Origin of the sequence: Streptomyces graminilatus (assembly GCF_001418565.1) — a bacterium.
GTDB classification, from domain to species: domain Bacteria; phylum Actinomycetota; class Actinomycetes; order Streptomycetales; family Streptomycetaceae; genus Streptomyces; species Streptomyces graminilatus.
The window spans coordinates 1-23450 of the sequence record NZ_LIQQ01000367.1 but is presented as its reverse complement, the minus strand read 5'-3'; the positions used below and the strand labels follow the sequence as shown (position 1 = coordinate 23450).

Annotated in this window: 21 protein-coding genes; 10 read left to right on the top strand and 11 right to left on the bottom strand. The window is 68.0% G+C overall.

Annotated features, from left to right (window positions below; translation table 11 throughout):
- Positions 1–1709 (bottom strand): DEAD/DEAH box helicase (locus AOK08_RS29010; protein ID WP_157876849.1); only part of this gene is annotated, 1709 nt, incomplete at its 3' end.
- 420 nt (positions 1710–2129) lie between these two features.
- On the opposite strand from AOK08_RS29010, the gene AOK08_RS29005 reads away from it, so the two are divergent.
- Positions 2130–3143, top strand: a complete 1014-nt coding sequence (locus AOK08_RS29005) for an NAD(P)H-dependent glycerol-3-phosphate dehydrogenase (RefSeq protein ID WP_055531524.1) — start codon at positions 2130–2132, stop codon at positions 3141–3143.
- Between the two features lie 88 nt (positions 3144–3231).
- Here the strand turns inward: AOK08_RS29005 and AOK08_RS29000 are convergent, their stop codons facing one another.
- Positions 3232–3567 carry a GNAT family N-acetyltransferase gene (locus AOK08_RS29000; RefSeq protein ID WP_055531522.1) on the bottom strand — a complete coding sequence of 112 codons (336 nt, stop codon included), beginning with the start codon at positions 3565–3567 and terminating at the stop codon, positions 3232–3234.
- A gap of 126 nt (positions 3568–3693) precedes the next feature.
- Between AOK08_RS29000 and AOK08_RS28995 the strand changes: the two genes are divergently transcribed.
- Positions 3694–4431 (top strand): hypothetical protein, encoded by a 738-nt coding sequence (locus tag AOK08_RS28995; RefSeq protein WP_055531520.1) that lies wholly within the window; start codon positions 3694–3696, stop codon positions 4429–4431.
- 537 nt (positions 4432–4968) lie between these two features.
- On the top strand, positions 4969–5886 hold the full coding sequence (locus AOK08_RS28990) for a hypothetical protein (RefSeq protein WP_157876848.1): 918 nt from the start codon (positions 4969–4971) through the stop codon (positions 5884–5886).
- Between the two features lie 798 nt (positions 5887–6684).
- Here the strand turns inward: AOK08_RS28990 and AOK08_RS28985 are convergent.
- Positions 6685–8406: a hypothetical protein gene (locus AOK08_RS28985; protein ID WP_157876847.1), complete on the bottom strand. Its 1722-nt coding sequence runs from the start codon at positions 8404–8406 to the stop codon at positions 6685–6687.
- 141 nt (positions 8407–8547) lie between these two features.
- Between AOK08_RS28985 and AOK08_RS28980 the strand changes: the two genes are divergently transcribed.
- From AOK08_RS28980 to AOK08_RS28970, 3 genes are all read left to right on the top strand, one after another.
- Complete coding sequence (locus AOK08_RS28980; protein WP_055531514.1) at positions 8548–9471, top strand: hypothetical protein; 924 nt, start codon at positions 8548–8550, stop codon at positions 9469–9471.
- Between the two features lie 180 nt (positions 9472–9651).
- On the top strand, positions 9652–10524 hold the full coding sequence (locus AOK08_RS28975) for a PhzF family phenazine biosynthesis protein (RefSeq protein WP_055531512.1): 873 nt from the start codon (positions 9652–9654) through the stop codon (positions 10522–10524).
- Between the two features lie 16 nt (positions 10525–10540).
- Positions 10541–11266: a hypothetical protein gene (locus AOK08_RS28970; protein WP_055531509.1), complete on the top strand. Its 726-nt coding sequence runs from the start codon at positions 10541–10543 to the stop codon at positions 11264–11266.
- Positions 11267–11432: 166 nt separating this feature from the next.
- Here the strand turns inward: AOK08_RS28970 and AOK08_RS28965 are convergent, their stop codons facing one another.
- Positions 11433–12479 (bottom strand): hypothetical protein, encoded by a 1047-nt coding sequence (locus tag AOK08_RS28965; RefSeq protein WP_055531507.1) that lies wholly within the window; start codon positions 12477–12479, stop codon positions 11433–11435.
- A 395-nt stretch (positions 12480–12874) separates the two neighbouring features.
- On the opposite strand from AOK08_RS28965, the gene AOK08_RS28960 reads away from it, so the two are divergent.
- Positions 12875–13450, top strand: a complete 576-nt coding sequence (locus AOK08_RS28960) for a hypothetical protein (RefSeq protein WP_063794151.1) — start codon at positions 12875–12877, stop codon at positions 13448–13450.
- Positions 13451–13803: 353 nt separating this feature from the next.
- Here AOK08_RS28960 and AOK08_RS28955 read toward each other — a convergent pair whose 3' ends face one another.
- Positions 13804–14130, bottom strand: a complete 327-nt coding sequence (locus tag AOK08_RS28955; protein ID WP_157876846.1) for a hypothetical protein — start codon at positions 14128–14130, stop codon at positions 13804–13806.
- A gap of 13 nt (positions 14131–14143) precedes the next feature.
- A complete protein-coding gene (locus AOK08_RS28950; protein ID WP_157876845.1) occupies positions 14144–14602 on the bottom strand; it encodes an NUDIX domain-containing protein in 459 nt (152 codons plus the stop codon).
- Between the two features lie 479 nt (positions 14603–15081).
- Between AOK08_RS28950 and AOK08_RS28945 the strand changes: the two genes are divergently transcribed.
- From AOK08_RS28945 to AOK08_RS28935, 3 genes are all read left to right on the top strand, one after another.
- A complete protein-coding gene (locus AOK08_RS28945; RefSeq protein WP_055531529.1) occupies positions 15082–16086 on the top strand; it encodes an NsdA family TPR-like regulatory protein in 1005 nt (334 codons plus the stop codon).
- 64 nt (positions 16087–16150) lie between these two features.
- Entirely contained in the window at positions 16151–17389 is a 1239-nt protein-coding gene (fxlM, locus tag AOK08_RS28940) for a methyltransferase, FxLD system (RefSeq protein WP_063794149.1), read from the top strand.
- A 230-nt stretch (positions 17390–17619) separates the two neighbouring features.
- Complete coding sequence (locus AOK08_RS28935; protein WP_055531499.1) at positions 17620–18273, top strand: HAD family hydrolase; 654 nt, start codon at positions 17620–17622, stop codon at positions 18271–18273.
- A 201-nt stretch (positions 18274–18474) separates the two neighbouring features.
- Here AOK08_RS28935 and hisF read toward each other — a convergent pair whose 3' ends face one another.
- The 5 genes from hisF to AOK08_RS28910 form a co-directional block, all read right to left on the bottom strand.
- Positions 18475–19278, bottom strand: a complete 804-nt coding sequence (gene hisF, locus AOK08_RS28930) for an imidazole glycerol phosphate synthase subunit HisF (protein ID WP_055531526.1) — start codon at positions 19276–19278, stop codon at positions 18475–18477.
- On the bottom strand, positions 19275–19892 hold the full coding sequence (hisH, locus tag AOK08_RS28925) for an imidazole glycerol phosphate synthase subunit HisH (protein ID WP_198539423.1): 618 nt from the start codon (positions 19890–19892) through the stop codon (positions 19275–19277). The genes hisF and hisH overlap by 4 nt, the downstream gene beginning before the upstream one ends.
- Before the next feature lie 267 nt (positions 19893–20159).
- Positions 20160–20453 carry a hypothetical protein gene (locus AOK08_RS28920; protein WP_055531495.1) on the bottom strand — a complete coding sequence of 98 codons (294 nt, stop codon included), beginning with the start codon at positions 20451–20453 and terminating at the stop codon, positions 20160–20162.
- Between the two features lie 39 nt (positions 20454–20492).
- Entirely contained in the window at positions 20493–22208 is a 1716-nt protein-coding gene (locus AOK08_RS28915) for an IMP dehydrogenase (protein ID WP_241827126.1), read from the bottom strand.
- 102 nt (positions 22209–22310) lie between these two features.
- A partial coding sequence (locus AOK08_RS28910) for a tetratricopeptide repeat protein (protein WP_157876844.1) occupies positions 22311–23450 on the bottom strand: 1140 nt, incomplete at its 5' end.

Below are 23450 nucleotides of genomic sequence, written 5' to 3'. Positions count from 1 at the left end.
TGGTCCAGCGCGCTGGACCAGCCGTCGTCCTTGGTGTTCCACATGATCTGGATCGTCTCGAGCGCGGTCTCGCGCGCGATGCTCAGCCGGCCGTCCCGCCGCGCCTTGCGCTGCTCACCGATCCACTGGCCGACTTTCAGGCCTCCGGGGCTGACCCACTGGCCCGGGGCGTTGGCGTGCCCGTGGAGGTACGCGTATGCGCGGGCGGCCCCGAAGTACTCGTCCCAGCTGGGTGAACTGGCCCGCAGGGCGCGGATGGTGATGGCCTGGGCGAACTCCGTGGGCACGTCCACGCCGCGGACATGCAGCCAGGGCGGCAGTTTCGCTTCGCGTGGCCCCTCCTCGAACAGGGTGCCTTCACCGAGCTGGACGCGCTGGAGGCGCAGGAAGTCCTCCAGCCGGTCGTCGTGATCGCGCAGTGCCCGGATCACCTGCCACACCGGTTCCCAGGCGCTGCCCTCCAGGGCGGCCTCGGGGCTCTCCGCAGCAGCCAGGAGCAGCGGCACGACGATGGTGGCGACCTTATCGCTGCGGCCGCCTGTGCGCAGCGCCCGCCCGACGGCCTGGACCGTGTCCACTGCGGAATCGCGGGGCCGGGTGAACACCACGGCGTCGACGGCGGGGACGTCGACGCCTTCGCCGAGGACCCTGGCGTTGGAGACCACGACGGTGTCCCCGCCCGGGTCGGCCAGCCGTTCAATGATGCGGCGCCTCAGGTGTGGCGCCTGCATGCCGGAGACATGACCGGCCCACAGGTCGATGCCACCTGGCAGCAGCGCTGCCGCCGCCGGCAGGGTCTGCGCCCACTTCTTCGCTTCGGCAACGCGGTGGTGGTACGAGATGGCCCGCCGTACGCCGAATTCCTTCATGGTGCGCAGGACCGCGATCTGGCCGGCCAGCGTGCCCGGGGACAGCTTGGCGCCGCCCAGGCTCATCGCGAGCGTCTCGTCGGCGGCAAGCCGGTGTACTTCTTCGTCAGTCACGACCGGGACGACGACCCGGTAGTCGGCCAGCAGCCCCATGTCGATCGCCTTGGAGAACGGCAGCCGGTAGGACACCTCGCCGAAGACGGTGGTGTCGTGCATCGACACCATGGCCTCGCCGCCGCGTTCCGAGATCCGGGGAGTGGCCGTCATGTACAGGCGCCGTCGTGCCGGAACGTGCTCGTCGCGATGGACCGTCTTCCACGGTCCGTCCGCCCGGCCGGTGGTCCGGTGGGCCTCGTCGATGACGGCGAGGTCCCAGTCCGCGAGGCCGTGGCGGCTGTGCGCTTCCGCGATCACCGGCAGGGAGGCGTAGGTCGACAGGGCGGTGACGCAGTCGTCGGCACGGACGGAGTCCGCGAGCACGGACGGGGTGGTCGTGACGAGGATGCCGGGTTCGCCGTGCAGCAGTTCCAGCTCCGCGACGCTGGGATCCGAGCAGATCGCGGCCACCGTGCCCAGGGTGCCGTCGCCGGCATCACGGTAGGCCCGCAGGGTCTGGACCAGCAGCTCGATGGTGGGGAGCACGACAAGTACCCGCCGGACGGTGCCCAGACGGGCCGCGGCCGCGCGGCCGATCCTGGTCTTTCCTGTCCCGCACGCGGCGATGAGGCTCGTCCGGCCGCCACGGCCAATGGCCTTCGTGACCGCCTCAACTGCCTCGGCCTGGTGCGGCCACAACTCGCCTGACGTCATCCCCACCCGCGAACCGATGTCTGAATGCAAGATCGAATAATGCCGTAACGGAACGCATTCTTGCTGGTTGCAGCACACGCATCAACAGCCAGGGCGGCGCCGGACCTCCCCTCCACCGAGCCTAACCCTGTCAACAGGGCTATCAGACAGGAGAGTTGGATCAGATCTGAGATCTGCCTCAGTACTGGTGTGCCCCCGCCGGCGTACGGGTAGCTCGTCACGCAGTGAGCCGGGGTCACTCTCCCTGCGAGACCGGGGCTGATTCCCCACCCGGCCGGACGCCGCCGCTCGGCATGGGAGCCGCGCGCCAGACGCCGTACGTCATCAGCGGCCAATGGTGCTGCCCATGCACCTCATGGCCGCCCGGCAGCATGCACCTTGAACGGTACGATGCCGTGGGCCAGCAGCCATCCCGGCGGCAGAGCCCGCGATCACCGAAAGGATCGCTCGGTGAGCCAGCCCTGCTCCCCCCGCGCGGCGGTGTTCTCCGCCGGGTCCTGGGGAACCGCCGTCGCCAAGATCATGGCCGATGCCGGCACCGACGTCATCGTGCACGCCCGCCGCAGCGAGATCGCCGAGGCGATCAACACCCACCATCGCAACCCCGGCTACTTCCCGGATGTCGACCTGCCCACCACGCTCACGGCCACTACCGATCCGGCGGCCGCGCTGGAGGGCGCCGACTACCTCGTGCTGTCCATCCCGGCCCAGTCCCTGCGGGCCAGCCTCGCCGCCTGGTCGCCGTACATCGGGCCCGACACCGTGATCGTGTCGCTCATGAAGGGCATCGAGGCCGCCACGGGGAAGAGGGCGAGCGAGGTCATCACCGAGGTGACTGGCATCCCGGCGGAGAGGGTGGCGGTGCTCTCAGGGCCGAACCTCGCCCGCGAGATCATGGCCGGACAGCCTGCTGCCGCCACCGTCGCCTGCCCTGATGAAGCTGCCGCCGTCGGTGTCCAGCAGGCGTGCCACACCGCCTACTTCCGCCCCTACACCAGCACCGACGTGACCGGCTGCGAACTCGGCGGGGCGCTCAAGAACGTCATCGCCCTCGCCGTCGGCATCGCTTCCGGCATGAGCGTGGGTGCCAACGCCGAGGCCATGCTCATCACCCGCGGTCTGGCTGAGACCACTCGGCTCGCCACGGCCATGGGTGCCAGCCCCGCGACCCTCTCGGGCCTGGCGGGCCTCGGTGATCTGGTCGCCACCTGCAACTCCCCGCTCTCCCGCAACCGCACCTTCGGCACCCACCTGGGCCGCGGTCTGAGCGTCGACGAAGCGACAGCAGCCACCCGGCAGACCACCGAAGGCGTCAAGTCGGCGGAGGCCGTCCTCGCCCTGGCCCACGCGTACGACGTCGACATGCCGATCACCGATGTGATCACCGCCCTGCTGAACGGAAAGGTCACGCTCGGCCAGGCCACGGCCGCGCTGATGCAGCGACCGCCGAAGCCCGAGCGCTGACCCACCGGCCAGATCACCGTGCTCGAAGTCGCCGAATCCGTCTCATCGGTGACGGTGAACTCGTCCTCCCGCGATCCGGCCGTGTCGCCTACGCTCCTGGCCGTGGGGATTCTGCACCGCCTTCCAGATCGTCTTGGTAGACGATGGCGACGGCCCTCATGCCGAGTGCCTCGTAGAAGGCCTGGCCGGCTTGATTGCCGGGAGAGCAGTGCACGACGAGCGGCCACAGGCCTTGGTCGCGTGCCCAGGTACGCACGTGATCGACCAGAGCACGCCCTTCCCCGGAGCCGCGGTGCGTGGGGTCCACCCACATCTCGTGGATGAGGCAGCATCCGCGATCGTCCGGACCGGCGATGATGTAGCCACAGTCGGAGCGGTGCTTCATCCCGCCAGGCGGTGCGGGACGATCGGGGTCGAACGGCATCGTTGCCGGGCCTCCCACTCCTCGGTCATCGCTCAGGTGCCGCATCGTAGGCGAGTCGTTCCTCAAGCGGCCAGTTCGTGGCTGGTGCCGTCGTCCGCCCGAGAATCCGGCGGATAGGCTTGCCGCGTGGATCCGCTCATCTCCGTCGGCCAGAACCGCGTCATCCTGCGTGACGTCACCTCACCCAAGTGGTGCCGCGAAACCTGGATGACCTCCTACGAATTCCTCATCGCCAACGCCACGGAGAACTGGGCGGACGTCATGGCCGTCCAAGGAATCACCGCATTCCGGCAGTCCGCCGGCGCCGATCTCCTGGAGTCTCTTGAGGACAAGGCCGCTCACCTCGCGGCCGCCGAGGCCGAACGAGTCGCGCATGCGGACCTGTTCCACCTCTCGCCGGAGCGCACCGAGAAGGCCGGCACAGACTTCTTCGCACGACGTGACCTTAGCCCTGATCATCTGCCCTCCGAATCGGGGTATGTGACCTGGTCCCGGCCCGTCGCCCGCACTGGGGCGGGAACCCCGGTGGTTGCTGCGCACTGGGGTCCCGCCGAAGGTGGCGAAGGCACATGGGTGGCCTTCTGGGCTGCTCTTGAACTCAAAGGCAAGCAGCGTGAGCTCGTGGATGCACTGGGCTGGAACAACTACGACCGTGAGCACGAGATCCCGTACGGAACGTTTCCAGCCGAGTACATGCAGGCTGGTCACGAGAGTCTGACCGCCATGCTGCGGGCGCTGTTCAACACCTGGAGCATGCTGGTCGAGGATCGGCGGAGGCTGAAGGAAGTCAAGGCGGAAGTCGCCCAAGCCAAGATCATGCGACAGCTCAAGCTCAAACCGCGCCCGGTCTATCACCTGCTCTGACGTGTCTCTGGCGCGGAATCCGGCGCTCGATGAGCCTCTGGCACAAGCCCAACGGCGCACCAGCATGGGATCGTTGGGGAACGCGGCGTCGTGGACGAGGCACCACAAGGGTGGGAGGGAGCCGGCACCTGCGGGAAGATGTGCGGCTCCGCTCAGAGCGCCGGCCCGCGGAGGCGAGCGGTAGCAGGCCGTCAGCCGGCTCCGGCCGGTTGTCCGGTGTGTCTCGTCGATGACGGCCATGTCCCAGTCGGGGAGATCGTGGCGGCTGTGTGCTTCAGCGATCAACGGCAGGGCGGCGTAAGTCGACAGGACGGTGACGCAGTCGCCGTGCCCAAGGCGCCCCCAGCATCACAGTGGGGCCGCAAGCTCTGGACCAGCAGGTCGATCGTGGGAAGCACGACCAGCATCCGCCGGACCGTACCCAAGCAGGCCGCGACAGCGCGGCCGATCCCTGCCACGGCACGAATCAAGCCGGGAAGCCAGCGAACTTCCCCAGCCGTCGCCTACACAATCTTGTTCCGACTACCGTCTGTCGGTATGGACATCGACGAGAATCTGCAGCAGGCGAGCCAGACCCGCTTCGGCTCAGCTTGGGATGGATGTGTCTCCTGGGCCGGGGAACTCACCACTTGGTACCTTGCGCAGCATCCCTCGACATGGAAGCTTCCCGTCCAAAAACGTACAGAAGCCAGCAGAACTGTACTGCCCTACGTCAATTTGGTCACAGCGTGCGCCTTGCACTCCACTGCGGTCGCCGAGCGCATGAACGCGCCTGACGGGTCACAGCTGCTGGCGGTCCCTCTCAACTCGGCCGTCGGACTCCTTGACCACGACCGAATCCTCGACACCCTGGACTCAGCCTCACCGCCCGACGATCGCCTCGCCGAAGCACTCCACGACTTGCGAGCCGCACTCGAGGACAAACAGCGCAGCCGCGGCAACGCTGCGTTCATCGTCCAACAGGCCCACGACTCCCTCGCCGCCCACGCCGAACTCGGAAGGACGGTGGGCGACCGGCTGCGCGCCATGTTGGAGACCCGTCACGCGTTCCGCGCCGCCCTGGACCAAGAGCCTCCTGCAAGCAACCGAGGAGTGGAACCGGACACGGCTGTCTACGACCGCGCCCAGACCGTAGAGCAGCACGCGACGGCAGTGAACACCTTGCAGGCCATCCTCCGCGCTGACAAGATCGCGGGGACGGAGGATCCTCGGCGGAACCGCAACTTTCTCCTGCAATTCGCGGCGCTCCATGACCGCTATGCGCTCGCGATGGGCGACATTGCGTCCGACGACGTCCTCATTGAGGCACGAGACTTCGCCAACATCCTCGTCGACTGGGACCGACGCCACGAGGGCAGTGCCGGGCCCGTACCGGCGGCAGACCCCCGATGGACCGACCGCCCCCGCAGCTACGTACGCCAGGAGTACGGAGCCTATTTGGACTGGCTTGACTAGGAATTCCCGAAATCAGGGGACGCCACGCACTGGTGATGTCCACCTACCTGGCACGTCGTGAGATCTTTTGCCACAGGCCATTCTTCTCCCACTCGTACTACCAGCTACTGATGGTGGTGTGTGAGCCGGTGGGCATTCCGAGATCGTCCCAGCGGGCGCCTGTGCCTAGAAGTGTCCTGAAGATCTTGAAATTGCGTCCAGCTTGCGCCACTTTGTATCGATTGACATTTACCGGCAATCTGGGGTGAGCCGGGCGGCCAAAGCAAGATCTTCATCAGCCTTCTAGGACGTGTCCGGCGGATCTCTCCAGGCTCGGCGCTCCGCAGGCCGATTCCGCCAGTCAGGCCGACCGTCTTCACGAGACCCGGCAGTGCCTTGGACGTCTGCGCCTACGGCATGGGGCAGTGTCAGCCTCGGTCAGTCCCAGTCGGCGCCAGCCAAGGTGAACTTCCCGCACAGATGGTCGAGTTCTCGATGTGTTCATCCCACGTGCCCGAAGCGTCCTCTGCATCCGGGCTCAGGATGGCCTGCAGCTCTTGCCCGAGCCAGATTCGGTCGAGCCGAGCAGCGCCTCCAGACGAAAGCGGCTGGTCCGTTGGTGCGGTCATCGGCCCTCCATCTCACGGCAGTTGACTGCCTACACTCTACGACGCGGCCGGGCTCCGCCCGTGGCCTGAGTGGCACGCCTTCGGCAGCGTCACGTGTCGGCCGCCGCCTGACGAAGGCGGCCACGTCCTGGGAGGCCGACGTCCGAGCGCCGCCACGACTTCCCCCACGACGGTTTGGTTGCCGACGGGATCAGTGAGCCGTGGGGATGTCCGTCAGGAGCCAGAGAGTCGTCTCGGAGAGCACGTTCGGTTGCGGCGGCCATGGCGCCGGCAGCTTGCGTCCGGTCAGCGCACCTGCATCCTGCAATGCGGTATCGGGCGCGCAGATCGCGGCGAGTAGTCCGGTGAACTGTCCCAGGGTCTGCGCGTGTTCGGCGGCCGCGGTGTCATCGGCGGTCTGCGGCTCCTTGCCGTTCTGCACGGCGGCGGCGTCGTAGTAGGCCTGGGTGATCTTCACAGCGTCGAGGAGGTCGTTCCCCGTGAGGTAGACAGTGAGCTTGGTGACATCCTCAAGCAGGCGGTCGGGTTCACCGTAGTTGGAAATGAGCAGGAGCTCGGCATCGGAGGGGCTGCGGTCGCCGCGGGCGCTGACGTCATCAAGGCAAGCCAGGAGGAGGTCGACAGTGCCGCCGGCATCGATGACCATGCCGAGGCCGGGGGCGGGCATGGCATTGAGGAGTCCGACAGGAACACGGTCGCTGGCGGTCGACCCGATGGGCAAGGTGCTCTGGACACTGTGGCGGCCGCCGCTCCGCCACGCCCCCAGGGCCGCGATGCGGGGACTGTCCCACATGGCCTTGTCCGTCGGCGCGTTGTACATCTTCATGAGCCACGCCGCTACGCGGAGGCTCGGCATCCAGCACCAGGGCTGCCACAGCTCGTGCTCGCGGGCGCGTACGTCCTCAAGGAAGGTGAAGACGCCGGGGTAACGCTGGATGGCCTGCATCTCCAGCCGATGCCAGTGCGCTGCCGCCTCACGGTAGATGCGGGCGATGCGCCGGTGGGCGGAGTCGAGTTGATGGTCACGCCCGGGCTCGAAGACCCCGTACGAGACGGTCCTCGAAGTGGCGGCGATCTCCGGGGCAGGTTTGAGCAAGTTGTTCGGCTCGACCAGCTGCCGCATCTTGTCGGCCGCGCGGTCGGTGATGTCCCGGCGTGCGGTGTCGGCGGCACCGGTGGCGACCTGAACCCCGCGTCGTTTCGCCTTCAGTTCCTTCAGCGTCTGGGTGACGGTGGCTCGGGGGCGCTGCTCGGACAGGGTCGTGCTCGTGGCCGTCAGGACGTACCAGGCGGCCACCACGGTGCGCAGCGGGACGGCCGAATACAAAGACGTGGAGGAGAGTTCCGCGTTTGAGTAGTGCAGACGCGTATCGAACTGGGGCAGGAACGGCAGGTGGAGGTCGAAGTCGGGCATCATCGGGATCAGCTGGCCCCGCGCGGCTGCGTCCGGCTTCTGGTGCTCGTCCCTCATGGCCGTCCACCAGGTCAGGTGCACGCCTTGCGGGGAGAAGCCCTCCATCGGAGGCCCCCAGGTGACCGCGATCAGAGGATGCGAGTTGACGTGCAGCAGCGGCTCCTGTGCGGAGAAGACCAGCATTCCGCTGGGCGCGGGCAGCACGTCTTCGGTGAAGGGCAGGGGGATCGACTGGTCCTGGCCGACGGCGTTCGCCGCCTGCCGGAGCTCGTCGGCCATGGCGAACGTCGTGCCGTCGGCGATCCGTTTGTCTTCTGCCGCGATCACGGACTCGATCTGGCGGGCTCGCGGCAGGGCCTGCCAGGCGGCGGGCATGACGAAGGAGTGCCCGCCATCCATGATCGTCTTCCACATCTCCCGGCTGACCGGAGCACGCAAGAACGCCAGGGACTTGGCCCTCAGAAGGGCGGCCTGGTCAGCGAGAGGATGCACAGCCATGTCGAGCACCCTAGACCGTGCCCGGCCGGCCCGGGCAACCCGTTCCAGGGGACCGGCACCGCAGAAACCGGGCGTACGCCTGGTTTCGTGCCGCTGATGGCGATGCCCCGGCTATCGTCGCGTCATGCGGGGACAGTTGGTATGACGATGAAGGCGGAACCGCCGTGCGGCGGGCACCAGTTGGCAGGTCCGGGCCACGCCGTTCCGGGCGCAGCGTTCGGAGTCGATCACGACGCCGATTACGAGCCGGCCGGCGCCCTGCTCGCCGCCGTCTTCGACGGCTGCGAGCCGTGCACGAGGCACCGGAAGCGGGAAGTCCTCGACGGCGACCGGCTGCTCATCGTTGATCTGGCGTCCTCGGTGTTCATCTACCTCCCGGTCCTCGATGAGGACGTCTCGGCAACCACGAAGGCTTTCCACCCCCTCGCGCGCGGCGTCCGTGAGACACGGGACGGGTCGGCCCTGTACCAGGCGGTCACCGCTCTCAACCGCGACGGCCTCGAGGATCTCCTCACGGACGCCTTGCGTTACCACATCCGGGCCGAGGAGGGCCTGTCCGGCTTCGACATCCCCGACGCGCCGGCCGCACCCGGAACGGCACCTCGCCAGGTCCTGGTGGACGACATCCCGGCCCTGTACGGGCTGGGAATCGGACGCATCCCCACCAGTCAAGGCGAGCTGCCGATGCTCGCGTTGATGCCGGAGAACCCGGCCGCGGGGCTGGAGCACCTGCGTGACCGCTGCCAGTGGCCGGCCTTCGACATGCGCGAGGTGCCGCCGGTGGACACCCGGTGGCAGGTCATCATCGACCAGGCCACCCGGACCCTGCTGTCGGTCATGCGGGTGCACGACGACGGCCGGCCGGAGATCGATCTGTGGGGCACCGACGTGATCGATCCCCTCCCCGATTCCTGGTTCGCCCTGGCCGAGCAGCAGGGCCGCGTTCTGCTGTGCGGGCCGCAGCCGCGAGAGGATCTCAGCCCCGGACGGGCCCGCCAGGCCGCAGCCCAAGGCCGCATGCGGGGGATCGTGGCACTGGCGGTCCTCCAACCCGCCCTCTTGTGAGCACTGCGCGCACGCCCGCGCTTCCTTCCGCTCCACTGCCCGTGGCATGTACGAGGCCGGCCTCCTTGTGGGGCCAACGCCCGTCTTCCCATCGCGGGGAGCACCGTTCGCCACCATCCACGTCTGGAACGTCGGCCGCCGTCCTACAGCAGCTGGCACGGACTCGAGCAGGGAGACACCTTGCGCTACGAACTCGCGGACGTCTTCACCGAGACACCGCTGGCAGGCAACCAACTCGCCGTGTTCACCGAGACCACCACCCCGGTCGACGACACGCTGATGCAGGCCGTCGCACGCGAGATGAACCTCTCCGAGACCGTCTTCGTTCAGACGGCCGCCGAAGGAGGTGACGCTCGCGTGCGGCTGTTCAGCACCGTGACGGAGGTGGACTTCGCCGGCCACCCGCTGCTGGGCACGGCCGTCGTCTTGGCCCAGCACCAGGGCGCTGCCGAGACCTCGCTGCGCATCGAGACGAACGTCGGCATCGTGCCGGTCACCACCCGCCGTGTGGACGAGGACCGGTACACCGCGTGGATGCAGCAGCCCCTTCCGAAGATCTCGCCCGTCCCAGACGAACAGAGCGCCGATCTGCTCGCCGTGCTCGGGCTCCAGCAGAGCCTCCTGCCCGTCACCCTGTACGACGCCGGAATCCCCCACCTGTACGTGATGGCCGATTCCCCCGACGCCGTGCGTGCCATCGTCCCCGACTTCCCCGCCCTGGGCCGCGCCGCTGGTGAAAACCGGGCCCGCATCAACGTCTTCTCCTTCACCGGCCCCACCACCGCGGTCACCCGCATGTTCTCCCCATACGACCGTGTTCCCGAGGATCCCGCGTGCGGGTCGGCGGCCGGTCCACTTGCCGCGCACCTCGTACGCCACGGGCGGCTTGCCTCCGGCGTCCAGCTCACCCTCAGCCAGGGTGAGGCTGTGAACCGGCCATCCGCCTTGTACGCGCGGGCGGTTGCCGACCAAGATGGCATCCTGTCGATCGACGTCGGCGGTGGAGTCTGTCTCATCGGCTCCGGGCGTCTTCGTCGCACAGCAACTGTTTAACGAGGGGGAGCACGACGTGGGCAAGGGCAAGCGGCTTCGGGCGCAGCGTGTGAAGGATCAGGCGGCGCGCCGGGAGCGGGAGCTGGCCCCGGAGCCGTCCCGGCCGGTGTCGACGGACGACATGGGCGGCGGACGGCTGTCCTCGTACGCGCGCCGGGAGATCGGCAAGCAGGTCTTCGCCTGGATGATCCTCCTGTCGTATCTGGAGGGCGCGCTGGACGGCGCGGACGGCCTGCCCGGGGATCTGTTCGCTCCGCAGAAGCCGGACGAGAGCGACGAGGACTACGCGGCGCGGGTCAGAACCGACCGTCTCCTGGTGGAAGCCCAGGCCGTGGCAGGCAGTCCGGCGGAACAGGTCGCCGAAGTCCTCTCCAGCTGGGTGCCGCCCTCCCTGGTTCCCGGCGTCGTTGACCAACTCGCCGCCGAAGGCCTGCGGCACCTCGACACGACGCCCCTGGACCCCGGTCTGTGGCAAGTCGGCGCACGGCCCCTCTTGGGCATCCTGTGCCCGCCGAAGCACTGGGAGGCCGCGCTCGACCAGCTCGAAGCGCTGGCCGCCAGCCGCCTCAAGATCACCGGTGTCATCGCCGAGCAGCTGACCGGCCAGCCCGTGGCCACCGTGCACGCGGCAGCCGCACTGGTCACCTGGCTCTACGGGCGCCCGGACATCATCGCCGAACCGCAAGCAGCGCGCCTCGAACTCGCAGAGCGAGCAGGTAAGTTCGGGGAGTTCGTCTTCTAGACTCGCGCGCCGCCCGGTCCAGCGGTGGCCAGCCCGCGCCTATCCCCTCGCTCGCTGGTCCCCGATCTGTGGGGCAAGGCCGTACGGCGTGCCACCGAGGTCGGCGGGCCCGGCGGGCTGGACGAGTAGTGCTGGGACGGCGGCTCTCGCCCGGCCGCCTCTCATCTCAGACGAGAACGCCACTGCGCTCGGCGAGGCCGCGTAGTTCCGTCGAGGCCGGTCCAGAGATCAGCAGGCTGGAGATCAGTGACTTCGTCGCTGGCCGGGCGTGGGTCTCCTCGGGAGCGAGCTGCTCTGCCGCCAGAAGGGTGCGGACGCAGTCGCTGTGTCGGCCGAGGCGGTCGTAGGTGACGGCGATGTCGCTGAGTGCGCGGGAGCGGCGCTCGACGCTGGGCAGTGCCTTCAGTGGGATGGTTTGGGCGGCGGCGAGCGCGGCCAGGGGGTCGCCGGCATGGTTTTCAGCGCTGATCTTGTGGAGTTGGACGGTGAGGGGGCTGAAGCCGACTCCGTGATCACGAAGCAGGGTTCCACTGCCGAGCTCCTTGGCGATCGCCGCGGCTTCGTCGGTCAGTTCGCGCATGCCGTCCCGGTCGCCCAGCCTGGCCAGAGTGTATGAGGCGCTCTGCTTGAGGAGTCCTCGTGCGGCTACCCCTGCTCGTCCGGCCCTCCGCAGGTCTGGGTGGTCGGCGGCGGTCAGGGCGATCGACAGAGCGTCTTGGTGCCAGCCGGCTTTCCGCGCGAGGACGGCCATCTGGCGGGCGGCCTCGGCAGTGGCGATCGGATCGCCCCCGACTTCGGCGAGTTGGCGGGCGCGGTCAGCCGTCATCCAGCCGAGCCCTTGTTCGTCGAGTTTGGCCAGCAGTCGGGTGGCCAGGAGGTAGCTCTTGGCCAGCAGCACGGGGGAATCCGTGTCGTCGGCGCCGGTGGTGAGTGCGTGCCCGGCACGGATAAGCCGGGGCAGGCGAACAGCGAGGGAGGCGTAGCGGCAGGCGTCGAAGTCGGCGAGCGCGCGGGCGAAGTCTGTTGCGAGCGTCTTGGGTGACGGTGCCTCAAGGCCTTGTCCGGGCCCGAGCATGGCATCGCGCAGACGTGCCACGATCAGCTCGCCGAGCAGAGCTTCGTCTACCTGGGTCATCCCCGTGCCGAGGAGCGGGGAGGCGGCGGCTGTGACGGCCGTGGCTGCCAGACCCGCGATCAACTTCCTGCGCCGCAAAGGACCTTCCCCCTCCCCGCTCAGGTCTACCCAGACTATGGGCGGAGATCCGAGGGGAGACGGTAATTGAACCGATCGGCTGGCCATGTCGGATCTCTGTGGGGGCGCGAACGGGGCGAGACCGAGCGCCTGGTGCAGGAGTTCGATGGCGTCGGCGAATCGGCGCAGCACGTCGGCGTCGGTCATCGGTGAGGTGGCCCGCTCGTGTCGGGAGACCTGGGCTCCGGAGTACCTGGTCAACACGCCCGGCTCGGCGAGCATGGGTCCCTTCGCCTTGACCACGCGCCCTTGCCGATGTGCCTCGCGGCCCAGGTACCCGGCTGCAACCCGAGCCGGTCCGGCCCGCCTCAATGACGGATTCTTCCCCCGACCCCCGCTTCCGTACGCTGGGGGCCATGACCGTCACCCCGGACCGGCTGAGCGAGATCGCACGATCCCTGAACCGCTGGCAGTGGCAGCCGACGGCAGACGAAGTCGCCTTCGGCAGTACCGTCTTCCAGCGGATGAAGGCGGTGGAGGAGGAGACGCGTTCCACTTTCCCGAGGGGAACGGACCAGTGGCACCGTCTGCACACCGAGAACTTCGACACGCTGGCCCGGGTGGTCGCGGTGGTGCGCGACGAGGTGCTGCCTGCCGGGCGGGAGCAGCTTGCCGACTCGCCCATGGTGGAACTGGCCGAGCTGTACGTCAGCGCCGCTGAGCCCCTGCTGCCGCACGCGCAGCGGCTGCTCGCCGCCTGGCGCGATGCCTCCCTGCCCGCGCCCACGTCCGAGGAGGTCGCCCGCGAGGCGCAACGGTGGAACGTCTCCGCCGAGCAGGCCGAGAGCCGTATGCGATTCGAGTACGCCGCCCAATGGGAAGAGGACGCCAACCCCCGCGGCCTGTGGGACGATCTCCGGCCTACGTGGGCTCACATGGGTGCGGTGCGCTCCACCATGATGGCCGCACTCACCGGAGACACGGACTACTGAGCTGCCGAGGCTCGCGCGCCGAGCCGCGCCAACTCCCGGTCTCCCTGGCGATGTCGCCGGTCACGGCGGCACCGCTGACCGTGGTGGCCCAGCTCGTGAGGCTGGGTGGGCTCTAGCGGCTGCACGAACTCAGCCGCTAGCAGATGCTCCACCTCCAAGCCCGGCCAGGGAAACACCGGCAGGCCGGCAGGCCGTCCACGGCGCGCGGCACCGCTGCGGCCTCGATATACGTTGTCTGGCTGGCCCCGCATCGTATCGGGCCGCGGTCCACCTCATGCTGCCCGCGTACGAGGTGAGCGATCACGACGTAGAACGGCCGTACGACCGCCCAGAGCACAGCAGTCAAGAGGGAGTCATGTTGAAGGCGGCAACAGGGACGGGAGGGAGGCGCCGGCTATCTCGGCAAGGTCGTCGAGCAGGGGCAACAGTCTGACGAGACGGTCTGTCGGGTGTTCCTCCCAGGAGGCAACGGTGCTACGGATGCCCTGGACCAGGTCAGGATGCGAGCGACTCAACATCGCCTGCGTTTGGTCCAGTTGATCAAGAGCATCGTCGAGGTCACTAAGCGTCCCGCGCTGTACATCGGTATGAATCTGGCCGCCGGTGTGGCTTTCAGCAAGGAGGTGCAGCGACACGTAGAGCGCCCAGGCTGCGTGCCGAACCTCCAGTTCGTCGTCCATGTCGCTCACGGTGTCACGCCCGTGCATGTTCAGCCAGCAGAAGCGCGGCCACGGTCCCGGCCTCGCTGATCCTGCCGGATCGCACTGCGTCGATGGCGTCGTCCAGCTTCCACCGCTGCACCGTCATGCCGATCTCGGTCGCGTCACGTTGTGTATGTCCCGGCCGAAGGTCCGTGGCCAGGAACAGATGGGTCCGCGCAACCGTGGTCGCGGAGAGGGGATCGATGACGCCGAGCGGACGTGTCTCGCCCGCGACCAGGCCAGTCTCCTCTTCCAGTTCCCGGACGGCTGCCGCATGTGGATCCTGCCCCCCGACGCCACCCCCGGGAAGGTGCAGGACGCGACGTTCCTGAAGGTAGAAGTCATCCTCAACGAGCACGACTTGGCCGTCATCATCGAGGGCGACCACGCGCACTCCGTCCTCGACCACGACGTGCTCGTAGGTGCCGGCGATACCGTCCGGACGGAGCACCGAGTCGCGGTACAGGGCCAGAAACGGGCCCCGATGCAACAGTTCCCTCGCCGTCCGTTCCCACCCCATGCTGATCCTCTCGCAAGTTCCCGTTGGGCATTGTCCCGTGCCGACACGGCGGCCAGGCCGCCGGAGACGGTGTGGGCCTGGTGGATCGATCCGGTCCTCGCCTTGGTCGCGGCCCGGGCGGCGGGGAGCAGGTCGTTCCCGTGGAGTCGGTGACCATGGTGGTCAGCTTGGCAGAGATGCGGTCAGAGGCTCACCGGGGCGGGTCCTGACACGACAGTCTGAGCGGGGTGTCGGTACAGGTCAGGACTTTGCGGATTCGGGCAGCTCTGCTTGAAACGGCATCCCCGGGCGAGGTGCTGCGCTCGCTCCCGAGCAGCAGGAACGCAGGTGTGCCGGATCCGTCCGGTAGGACCCAGCAGGTGCTCGGCGATATCGTGGTCACCGGTGTCGTGCATCGGGGAGGCGCGGACGTGGATCGACGGCAGCTTCTGACGGCCTCGGCAGCGCTCGGTCTCGCCGCCCTCGGCCTGCCCGATGCTGAGGCGCTGACCCGGCACGTGGGGCGGCCCGGACCTGTCGCGGTGGGCATGGGCGAGGTCATGGCCATCCGGACGATGACGACCGAGCTGGGCAACGCCGCCTCCGAAACCGGTGGCGGCCAGGTGCTCCACCTCGCCCTGGGCTACCTCAGGACCGACGTACGACGCTGGCTCGACGGCAGGTACGCGGATCTCGTGGGACGGGAACTCTTCGCCGCGACAAGCCAGTTGGTTCAGTTAGTCGGATGGATGGCCCGCGACGAAGGCCTCGATGGCTTGAGCCGGCGCTGTCATCTGCGCAGCTACCGGCTCGCCGCGGCGGTCGGCGAGAACGAACTCGCGGCCACCGCCCTGCGCGGCCTGGCCGACCAGGCCATCGACCTCGGCCATACGCCCGCCGCAGTGCGGCTCGCCGAAGCATGCGCGCAGCGCGGCCGCAACCTGCACAACCCGAAAGCCCTTGCCTACTACAGCACCACGTACGCCCGGGCGGCGGCCGCCGTCGGCGACCGGGTCCTCGCAGCGCAGTTGCTGACCTCCGCTCAGAAGGCGATCGAGAGCGCGCCGGTGAGGCCTGGCGAGTCCTGGGCCAGCCACTACAGCCACGGCCGATGGGCCCACGAGGCAGGCATGATCCACGCCCGGATGGGCAATCTGCCCGTCGCGGAGACCCATCTTGATCACGCGCTCGAGACGTACGGCCTCGACAGACGCCGTACCCGCGCGATCGTGCTCGCGGACCTCGGCCAGGTCCAGCACCGGCGAGGCAACACGAGCGAGGCGTGCGCGACCTGGCACGACTTCCTCGACTGCGCGGAAGGCGTTCGGTCCGTACGCATCGACGGCGGCATCACCGCCATCCGGGGACGTCTGTCACGCCTGCCGGACCATCCGGAGCACCAGAACCTCTCGGACCGCCTCGCTCTTCGAGGGTGAAGCCGGCGCGTCGGCCTGCTGGCCGCGCGATCGTCGTCCTTCATCGCCCCCTACCCTGACTTGGATGGAGATCGCCCTGAGCCCCACGATCAGCCCCGCTGGCCTGCGCGAAGCACTCGTGAACAACCTCATCGACGGCGGCCATCTGCGTACGCCCGCCGTCATCGCCGCGTTCCGGGACACCGAGCGCCACCGGTTTCTTCCCGGCGTCGATCTCCAGGCCGCGTACGCCGAGGAGGCCGTCGCCATCAAGCACGACGAGAGCGGCGAGATGATCTCCTGTATTTCCGCGCCCTCGATCGTCGCCACCCAACTCGAACAGATGGGCGCCGGGCCCGGCCACAAGGTCCTGGAAGCCGGGGCCGCCACCGGCTACAACGCGGCGCTCCTTGGCCGGCTCGTAGCGCCCGGCGGCCACGTGTGGACCGTGGATGTCGACCAGGACCTCGTCGACCACGCGAGTAAGAACATCGCTCAGGCCGGAGCCTCGAACGTCTCGGTCGTCCTGGCGGACGGTGCCGTCGGCCTCCCCGAGCACGCTCCCTTCGACCGCATCCAGTTCACCGTCGGCGCCGGCGACGTACCCGTGAGGATTCTCGACCAGCTCGCCCCGGGCGGACGCCTCGTCCTCCCGATGCGTATCCGCGGCAGCATCTCCCGCAGCTTCGCCTTCGAACGCGACGGCGACACCTGGAAGGCCATCTCCTGCGAGATGGCGACGTTTGTGCCCCTCCGCAAGGGCGTGTGCGACGACATCTACACGCTCGTGCCCATGGCCGGTGAGGGCAATGTCCGCCTGGAGACCTTCAGCGAGCAGGACGTGGACCGCCAAGCGATCCGCACCGTCCTGGACCAACCGCAGGCAAAGGTCTACACCGGCGTCAAGTTCCGCAAAGGCGCCCCCTTCGAGTGGCTCTACCTGTACCTGGCGTGCGTGTTGCCCAACGGCCTGTCCCGTATGCCCGGTTCCCGTCCTGGCTTCGCCCCGCACTTCGGCTGGGGCTCCATGGCCGCGCTCGACGGCGACACACTGGCGTACCTGACCGTGCGCGAGGGCGATGACGAGGAGGGCCGGTTCTGGCAGATCGGCGTTGTCGGCCACGGCCCGCGCGCCGCCGAACTCGCCGGTCGGGTCGCGGCCGAGATCGGCGAGTGGGACCGCGGCTGGGGTAACGACGGGCCAAAGCCCGGCTTCCGCATGGCCGTCGGCGACGCCCGCGACCAACTGACGGCCGCCGACCCGCGGTTCGTCATCGACAAGACCTACAGCCGTCTCGTCGTCGACTGGCCGCGCAGGAGCTGATCCGATGATCCCGCGAGAGCCACCGCATCCCGTTGGTCCGGGCCGGGTGGGGCGCCGTCGTCGGCTGCTGCGCGCCGACATCCTGGCATAGGCACGGTGCGATGGCCTCCGGGGCAGCGTGAATGACCGTACTTGGGCGATCACCGTGCCATGATCGGCCAGGGAGAATTGGCCCCGCCTGGCCGAAGGTGAGAGGCAGGAGTGGGCACGCTGTTGGGAGTTGGACGCCTGTGCAACGGTTGGCGCTGTTTGACCTGGACAACACCCTGGTCGACCGGCAGCTCGCCTTTTCCGCGTGGGCGGCAGAGTTCACCGACGAGCGACAGCTCGGAGGTAAGGAAGTGCAGTGGCTGATTGCGGCGGACGGGCAAGGTGCTCGGCCTCGTGACCAGTTCTTTCGCGAGGTACGGGAGCGCTTCGGGCTCACCGAGCCGGCTGATGAGTTGTGGTCCGACTTCCGCGCCCGGATGCCGGACCTGGTGCGCTGCGATCCGAAGGTGCTCGATGGCCTGGCGCAGTTGCGGGCATCGGGCTGGCGGGTGGGAATCGTCAGCAACGGGATGGCCGACAATCAGCTGATGAAGATCGAGCGGACCGGGCTGGGTGACCAGGTGGACGCCTGCTGCGTCTCCGGCGAGGTCGGCATCCGCAAGCCGGATGTCCGGATTTTCCGACTGGCAGCCGAACGGTGCGGTATGGCCCTGGCCGACGGCGGGTGGATGGTCGGTGACAATCCCGAGCACGACATCGCGGGCGGCCGCGCGGCCGGGCTGCGGACAGTATGGGTCAGGGGACAACACCCATGGCCTGGTGCCGAGTCCCGGGCCGACCGGACGGTAGCAGACGCGGTGGCTGCGATCAGTCTTCTGCTAGGCGTGTCGTGACATGGGCGAGACGGGAGGAATCGGTCCGGTCTCGATGATGTTGTCGCCGAGGGTGAGGTGGCCCACGATCGCCGCGCAGAGTCAGGGATCGGAGAACTTCTCTTCGCCTGCCGCCCCTTGACTCATCGAGGTCACCGGACGCGGCTGGGGGGTGCAAACCGCTTGATGAGGTCGGCCCCAGCCGCATGCCCCATACAGTCGTCACACCAGGCGGACCGGCAGCCCGTACCGCTTGGCGAGCTCGGCCTTGATCTCGCCCACCGGCACGGTGCGCTCCATGCGCGGCGAGTACAGCAGCGAACTGACGATCGCCGCTGAGGCCCCCGCCTTGGTGAAGGCCACCGCCGCGTGCTCCGCACTGCCCGCGCCGCCGGAGGCGATCACTGGCAGGTTCACCGCCTCGGCGATCGCCCGGGTGATCTCAAGGTCGTATCCGTGGTGGGTGCCGTCCTGGTCGATGGAGTTGACGCAGATCTCTCCCGCGCCCAGCTCCTCGCCCCGGCGTGCCCACGCGACAGCGTCCATGCCGGTCGCCTGCCGGGCGCCGTCGATGAACACCTCGTACCCGCTCGGTATCTCGGGGTGGACGGGCACGCGCTTGACCTGCATTGACTGCACGATGCACTGGCGGCCGAACTCGGCCGACCCTTGGGCGATGATCTCAGGGTTGCGCACGGCCATCGAATCGAGGCTGATCTTCTCCGCCCCTGCGTCCAGCACGGCGTGCATGTCCTCAAGCGATCGGATCCCTCCGCCCACCGTCAGAGGCACGAACACCTGCTCCGCCACCGCACGGATGGTCAGCAGGTCCGCCTGGCGGCGCTGGGCACTGGCGAGGATGTCGTAGAAGATGATCTCGTCGATGCCGTCCGCGTAGACCGAGGTGGCGATCTCGGCGGCGTCGCCGACGTCGATGTTGTCCTCGAACCGGCGGGCCTTGGTCACCCGTCCCTCCACCACGTCGAAGCAGGCGATCAGCCGCGTGGTCAGGTTTCCGGTGGTCATCGCGGGCACAGTTCCTCCTGCGGCGTCTTGGCGAATCGCTCGAGCAGGTCCAGGCCGAGTGGGCCGGATTTTTCGGTGTGGAACTGGGTGGCCATGATGTTGCCGCGTGCCACGGCCGAGGTGAACCTCACCCCGTGCACTGTGGTGGCCGCAGTGTCCGCCGGATCGGCTGGCTCGGCGTAGTAGCTGTTGACGAAGTAGAAGTGCCCTTCATCCGGGAGGCCTGCTAGGAACGGATGCGTTGAGGCCCGGTGGACTTGGTTCCAGCCCATCTGGGGCACCCGGACGTTCGCGCCGTCGAAGGCCCGCACAGTCCCGGGGATCCAGCCCAGGCAGGTGGCTTGCTGCTCCTCGCTGGTCTCGAAGAGGATTTGGAGGCCGACGCAGATCCCCAGGAAGGGCATATCACCGTCCACGACACGGGTGCGCAGCGCCTCGGGCCATCCGGCTTCGGACAGGTACTGCATCGTGGTTCCGGCCGCCCCGACCCCCGGCAGAATGACCCGGCCGATGCCGTCCAGATCAGCAGGAGAGGTGAGCAGGCGGTTGGGCACCCCTAAGGAATTCAGTGCATATCGCACGCTCTGACTGTTGCCGGTGCGGTAGTCGATCACGCCGACCACAGGCCGGTCGCACACCATGAACGCCTCAATCTAAGGCCGCTGTAGGCGACCTGGTTGAAATAGCCGGCCGCCCGGGAAGGCGGCGAAGGTCACTGGGAGTGTATCGGCGTGCAGCGCTCTGTGGCGCCTCTTTTCGCTCCTGGTCGGACGCGGTCGGAGCCTGTCCGATCACGCTACCGACGTGCGGTACCCCTTCGTAGCGTGCTGAATCAACTGACCGGCTGTGCCGGGGCGTGAGCTGCGTTGTCCCAGGTGCCGCTACAGAGCCGTCCTCGCGGCGGCACGTCCATGGCCCGTTCTCTGGCCGCTGCCGTTCCCCGCCACCGGCGCCGCCGGGTTCCTGCGGGCGGGAACAACGGGTGCGGGGATGATGCTGGGGAGCTTCTCCTGGGAGGTGATCTCGAAGCCGCGGCATTCGAGGATGCGGCGGCGCCGGTGGTGCATGCGCTCCAGCCAGGGCACGTCGGCATCGAGGCGCACGACTACCTCGGCATGAGACTTCTTGCTCTCGGTGTTGTCGATCCGGCCGACCTGCTGGATCGCCGGTACCACCTGCCGCCCCGCACCAGACCCGCGTCGGCACCTGTCAGGTCACTCTCCGGAGTCGATGGCAGGCTGGCGCAACTGCACCTCGGCGCCGGTCTGCTTAAACGACTCCGCAGACACCGGAACGAGGACCGCATCGCGGTGGAAGTCGCGCAGGTTCGTCGACCCGCAGCTGATCATCGTTGAGATCAGCTTCGCCCGGGTCCGCTCCACGTTGTCGTACAGGCTGCCGGCGTAGGGAACGTAGCCGTCGACGCCCTCTTCGAAGACCATCGTGCCGCGCTGGCCGTAGCGGGCCGCGTTCTGTGCCCGACGCGAGCCCTCGCCCCAGTACTCCTTGTACCACTGGCCGTTGATCTGGAGTTTCCGCGACGGGCTTTCGTCGAGCCGGGCGAAGTAGCGGCCGAGCATGATGAAATCCGCACCCATCGCCAGGGCGATGGCCATGTGCGAGTCGTTGAGCAGGCCACCGTCGCAGCACAGCGGCACGTACAGCCCAGTCTCCCGGGCGTAGGTGTCGCGCGCCTCGACGACATCGAGCAGCGCGGAGGCCTGCCCGCGGCCGATGCCCTTCTGTGCCCGGGTGGTGCAGATGGCCCCGCCGCCGATGCCGACCTTCACGAACGCCGCGCCCGCGTCGGCTAGGTAGCGGAAAGCCCGCCCGTCGACGACGTTCCCTGCGCCGACGAAGACGTCGTCCCCGTATTTCTCCCGGGCGAATTCGAGAGTCTTCGCCTGGTATTCGGTATATCCGTCGGAGGAGTCCAGACACAGCACATCTGCACCGGCCTCCATAAGGGCGGGAATGCGGTCCTTGAAGTCACGGGAATTGATGCCGGCACCCACGCACAGACGCTTTTCGCTGTCCACGGTCGCACGGTGATACGTCTTGTGGGCCTGATAATCCCTCTTGAGGACCAAGGAGACGACCCGGTCGTCCTCGAGCACCGGCAGCACATCTAGGTGGTGATGCCAGATCAACTCGTTCGCTTCGGACAGCGAGACCGAGGCTGACGCGGTGACCAGGCTGTCACGGCTCCGCATCCGGCTGCCGGCGGTCTCGGAGGCTCCGTGACTCTCCAGGTGGAAGTCGTCGAGGCTGATGATCCCCAGGAACTCGCAGTCGGCTTCCCCGCTCTCCGTAACTACGGCCACGCCCTGCTCATTCTCGGCCAGCCGGCGGGCGACCTCACCGAGAGATGTCTGCGGCGCTACGGCGACCTCGCTGGTCCGGAAGCCGGCCTTGTGCCGCTTCACCGCCAGCACGTCCGCCGCCTGGTCCTCGATCTGCTGATTCTGGTGGATGAACGACAGCCCGCCGACCTGCGCCAGCGCCACCGCCAACTTCGGTGACGACACCGCCTGCATGATGGCGCTCACCATGGGGGTGGCGATCCGGATGGCCGACTCGTCGCCGACCCGGTGACGCACCAAGGACGCCCCGAGATCCACGTTGTCCGGCGTGCAGTCTTGTGTGGTCAGGCCCGGGATGAGGAGGTACTCGCTCAGCGTACGAGAGATCTCGTCGAGGATTTTCACGTCGTCTCCAGGAGGAACCTGAAACCCAGCAGCGGGAATTGATTCAGGCTCGTGCGGGCAATGCAGCTCGACGCCTGCCGACAGCGCATAATGGGAAGAATTCACTCTGGTGTTCCTGAGAGTGAGCGCGTCCGGCGGGGCAGTGCGGCAACGCGCGGCCGAATCAGCAGCGAAGGCATACAGACCGAACCGGCGCGGTGCTGCACAGGCGCTGACTTCCATTACGCCATGCGTGATCGTACCGCATCGGCGATGCCTGCTTTCCCGGCTGAGATTACTCTGGGATTGCTGGATCGCAGTGTGAGCGGCCTGCGTTGGCGTCCGTCATTGGTCACCGCGGTCATCGACCGTGTCGAAGATGCGTTGAAGGGCAACGACAACGTCATGGTGTCCGGTTTCTGAAAGCTCGCTGGCTACTCCCTTGACGATGAACGCCTCGCCGGCGTCGATCGCCTTGTGCGCGAGGTCCGTTCCCAGGACGAGGGTGTCCGGCTGCCGCAGCCGGTGCCACAGCAGCAGCCGAAGTGGCTGGATGGTGCCGTAGTCGCGGGCGGTGAAGGCAAGTTCGTCGGCCTTGGCGTGTTCGCCGTTTCGTTCGGCCTGCATCATGGGCCCGGTGGTCTCCCCCACGGCGATCCCCTCCGTGTACAGGCAAAACGCCCCCTCACTGTCTCCTTCCTGGTGGTGCAGCCGGACCAGGTCTTGGTAGCAGTCGATGAGTCCGGCGTCGATCGCCTTGCGGAAGTAGATCTTGGCCTGTGTGATGTCGCCTGCCCATTCGTAGCGGTAGGCCAGCCGGGAGTAGGCGTAGATGTCCCCGATCTTGACGATCCGTTCGGTCCACTCGGTGGCCTCGCCGAACAGGCCGTCCTCGGCGAGCAGGAACACCAACGCCTGCATGGCGTCGACGTCACCGGCCTCGGCGCCCCGTCGGAACCACTGCTGCGCCTCCGCCCGCCGGCTCTGTTCGAGGCAGTGGTTCCCGACCTGTACGAAGGCGTCCGGATAGCCCTCGTCTGCGAGGTCGCGCCAGACGGCCGCGGCCTTCTCGGACTCGCCGAGTTCCTTGAGGTGGCGTGCCTCCTGGCGCCGGTAGAGGTAGCGCATGAAGGCATTGGGCTGGGGTTCACCGGACGCCCGTTGCATGCTGATCTTGGCCAGCGCGCCTTCCGCACGGGCCTTTCGGGCTTCGTGTCCCAGCTTGTAGGCGGAGTCACGGTCGTGCAGGCCGAGGATGTCTGTTCCGTCTGGGACCGAAGCGGATACGCGGACCCGCCCTCGCTCGTACGCGGACCGGGCCAGGGCCCGGCGGTCCTCGTCGGTGCGGGCGTGGCGCAGGGCGGCGGTCCAGAACGGCGTGGGCGGGCAGTTGTGGCGGAGCTCGTAGCGGCCGCGTTCGAGAAGATAGTCCGACAGCCGGTAGTGCGTCTGATCCGGTGGGGGTGAGCCGGGGCGGGGTCGGAT

What these genes read in the sequence shown, in the direction of transcription:
- AOK08_RS29000 (WP_055531522.1), bottom strand. Translation starts at nt 3,567, where the DNA reads ATGCCGTTCGACCCCGATCGTCCCGCACCGCCTGGCGGGATGAAGCAC.
- AOK08_RS28990 (WP_157876848.1), top strand. Translation starts at nt 4,969, where the DNA reads ATGGACATCGACGAGAATCTGCAGCAGGCGAGCCAGACCCGCTTCGGC.
- AOK08_RS28985 (WP_157876847.1), bottom strand. Translation starts at nt 8,406, where the DNA reads ATGGCTGTGCATCCTCTCGCTGACCAGGCCGCCCTTCTGAGGGCCAAG.
- AOK08_RS28980 (WP_055531514.1), top strand. Translation starts at nt 8,548, where the DNA reads ATGACGATGAAGGCGGAACCGCCGTGCGGCGGGCACCAGTTGGCAGGT.
- AOK08_RS28960 (WP_063794151.1), top strand. Translation starts at nt 12,875, where the DNA reads ATGACCGTCACCCCGGACCGGCTGAGCGAGATCGCACGATCCCTGAAC.
- AOK08_RS28955 (WP_157876846.1), bottom strand. Translation starts at nt 14,130, where the DNA reads ATGGACGACGAACTGGAGGTTCGGCACGCAGCCTGGGCGCTCTACGTG.
- fxlM (WP_063794149.1), top strand. Translation starts at nt 16,151, where the DNA reads ATGGAGATCGCCCTGAGCCCCACGATCAGCCCCGCTGGCCTGCGCGAA.
- hisF (WP_055531526.1), bottom strand. Translation starts at nt 19,278, where the DNA reads ATGACCACCGGAAACCTGACCACGCGGCTGATCGCCTGCTTCGACGTG.
- AOK08_RS28915 (WP_241827126.1), bottom strand. Translation starts at nt 22,208, where the DNA reads ATGGAAGTCAGCGCCTGTGCAGCACCGCGCCGGTTCGGTCTGTATGCC.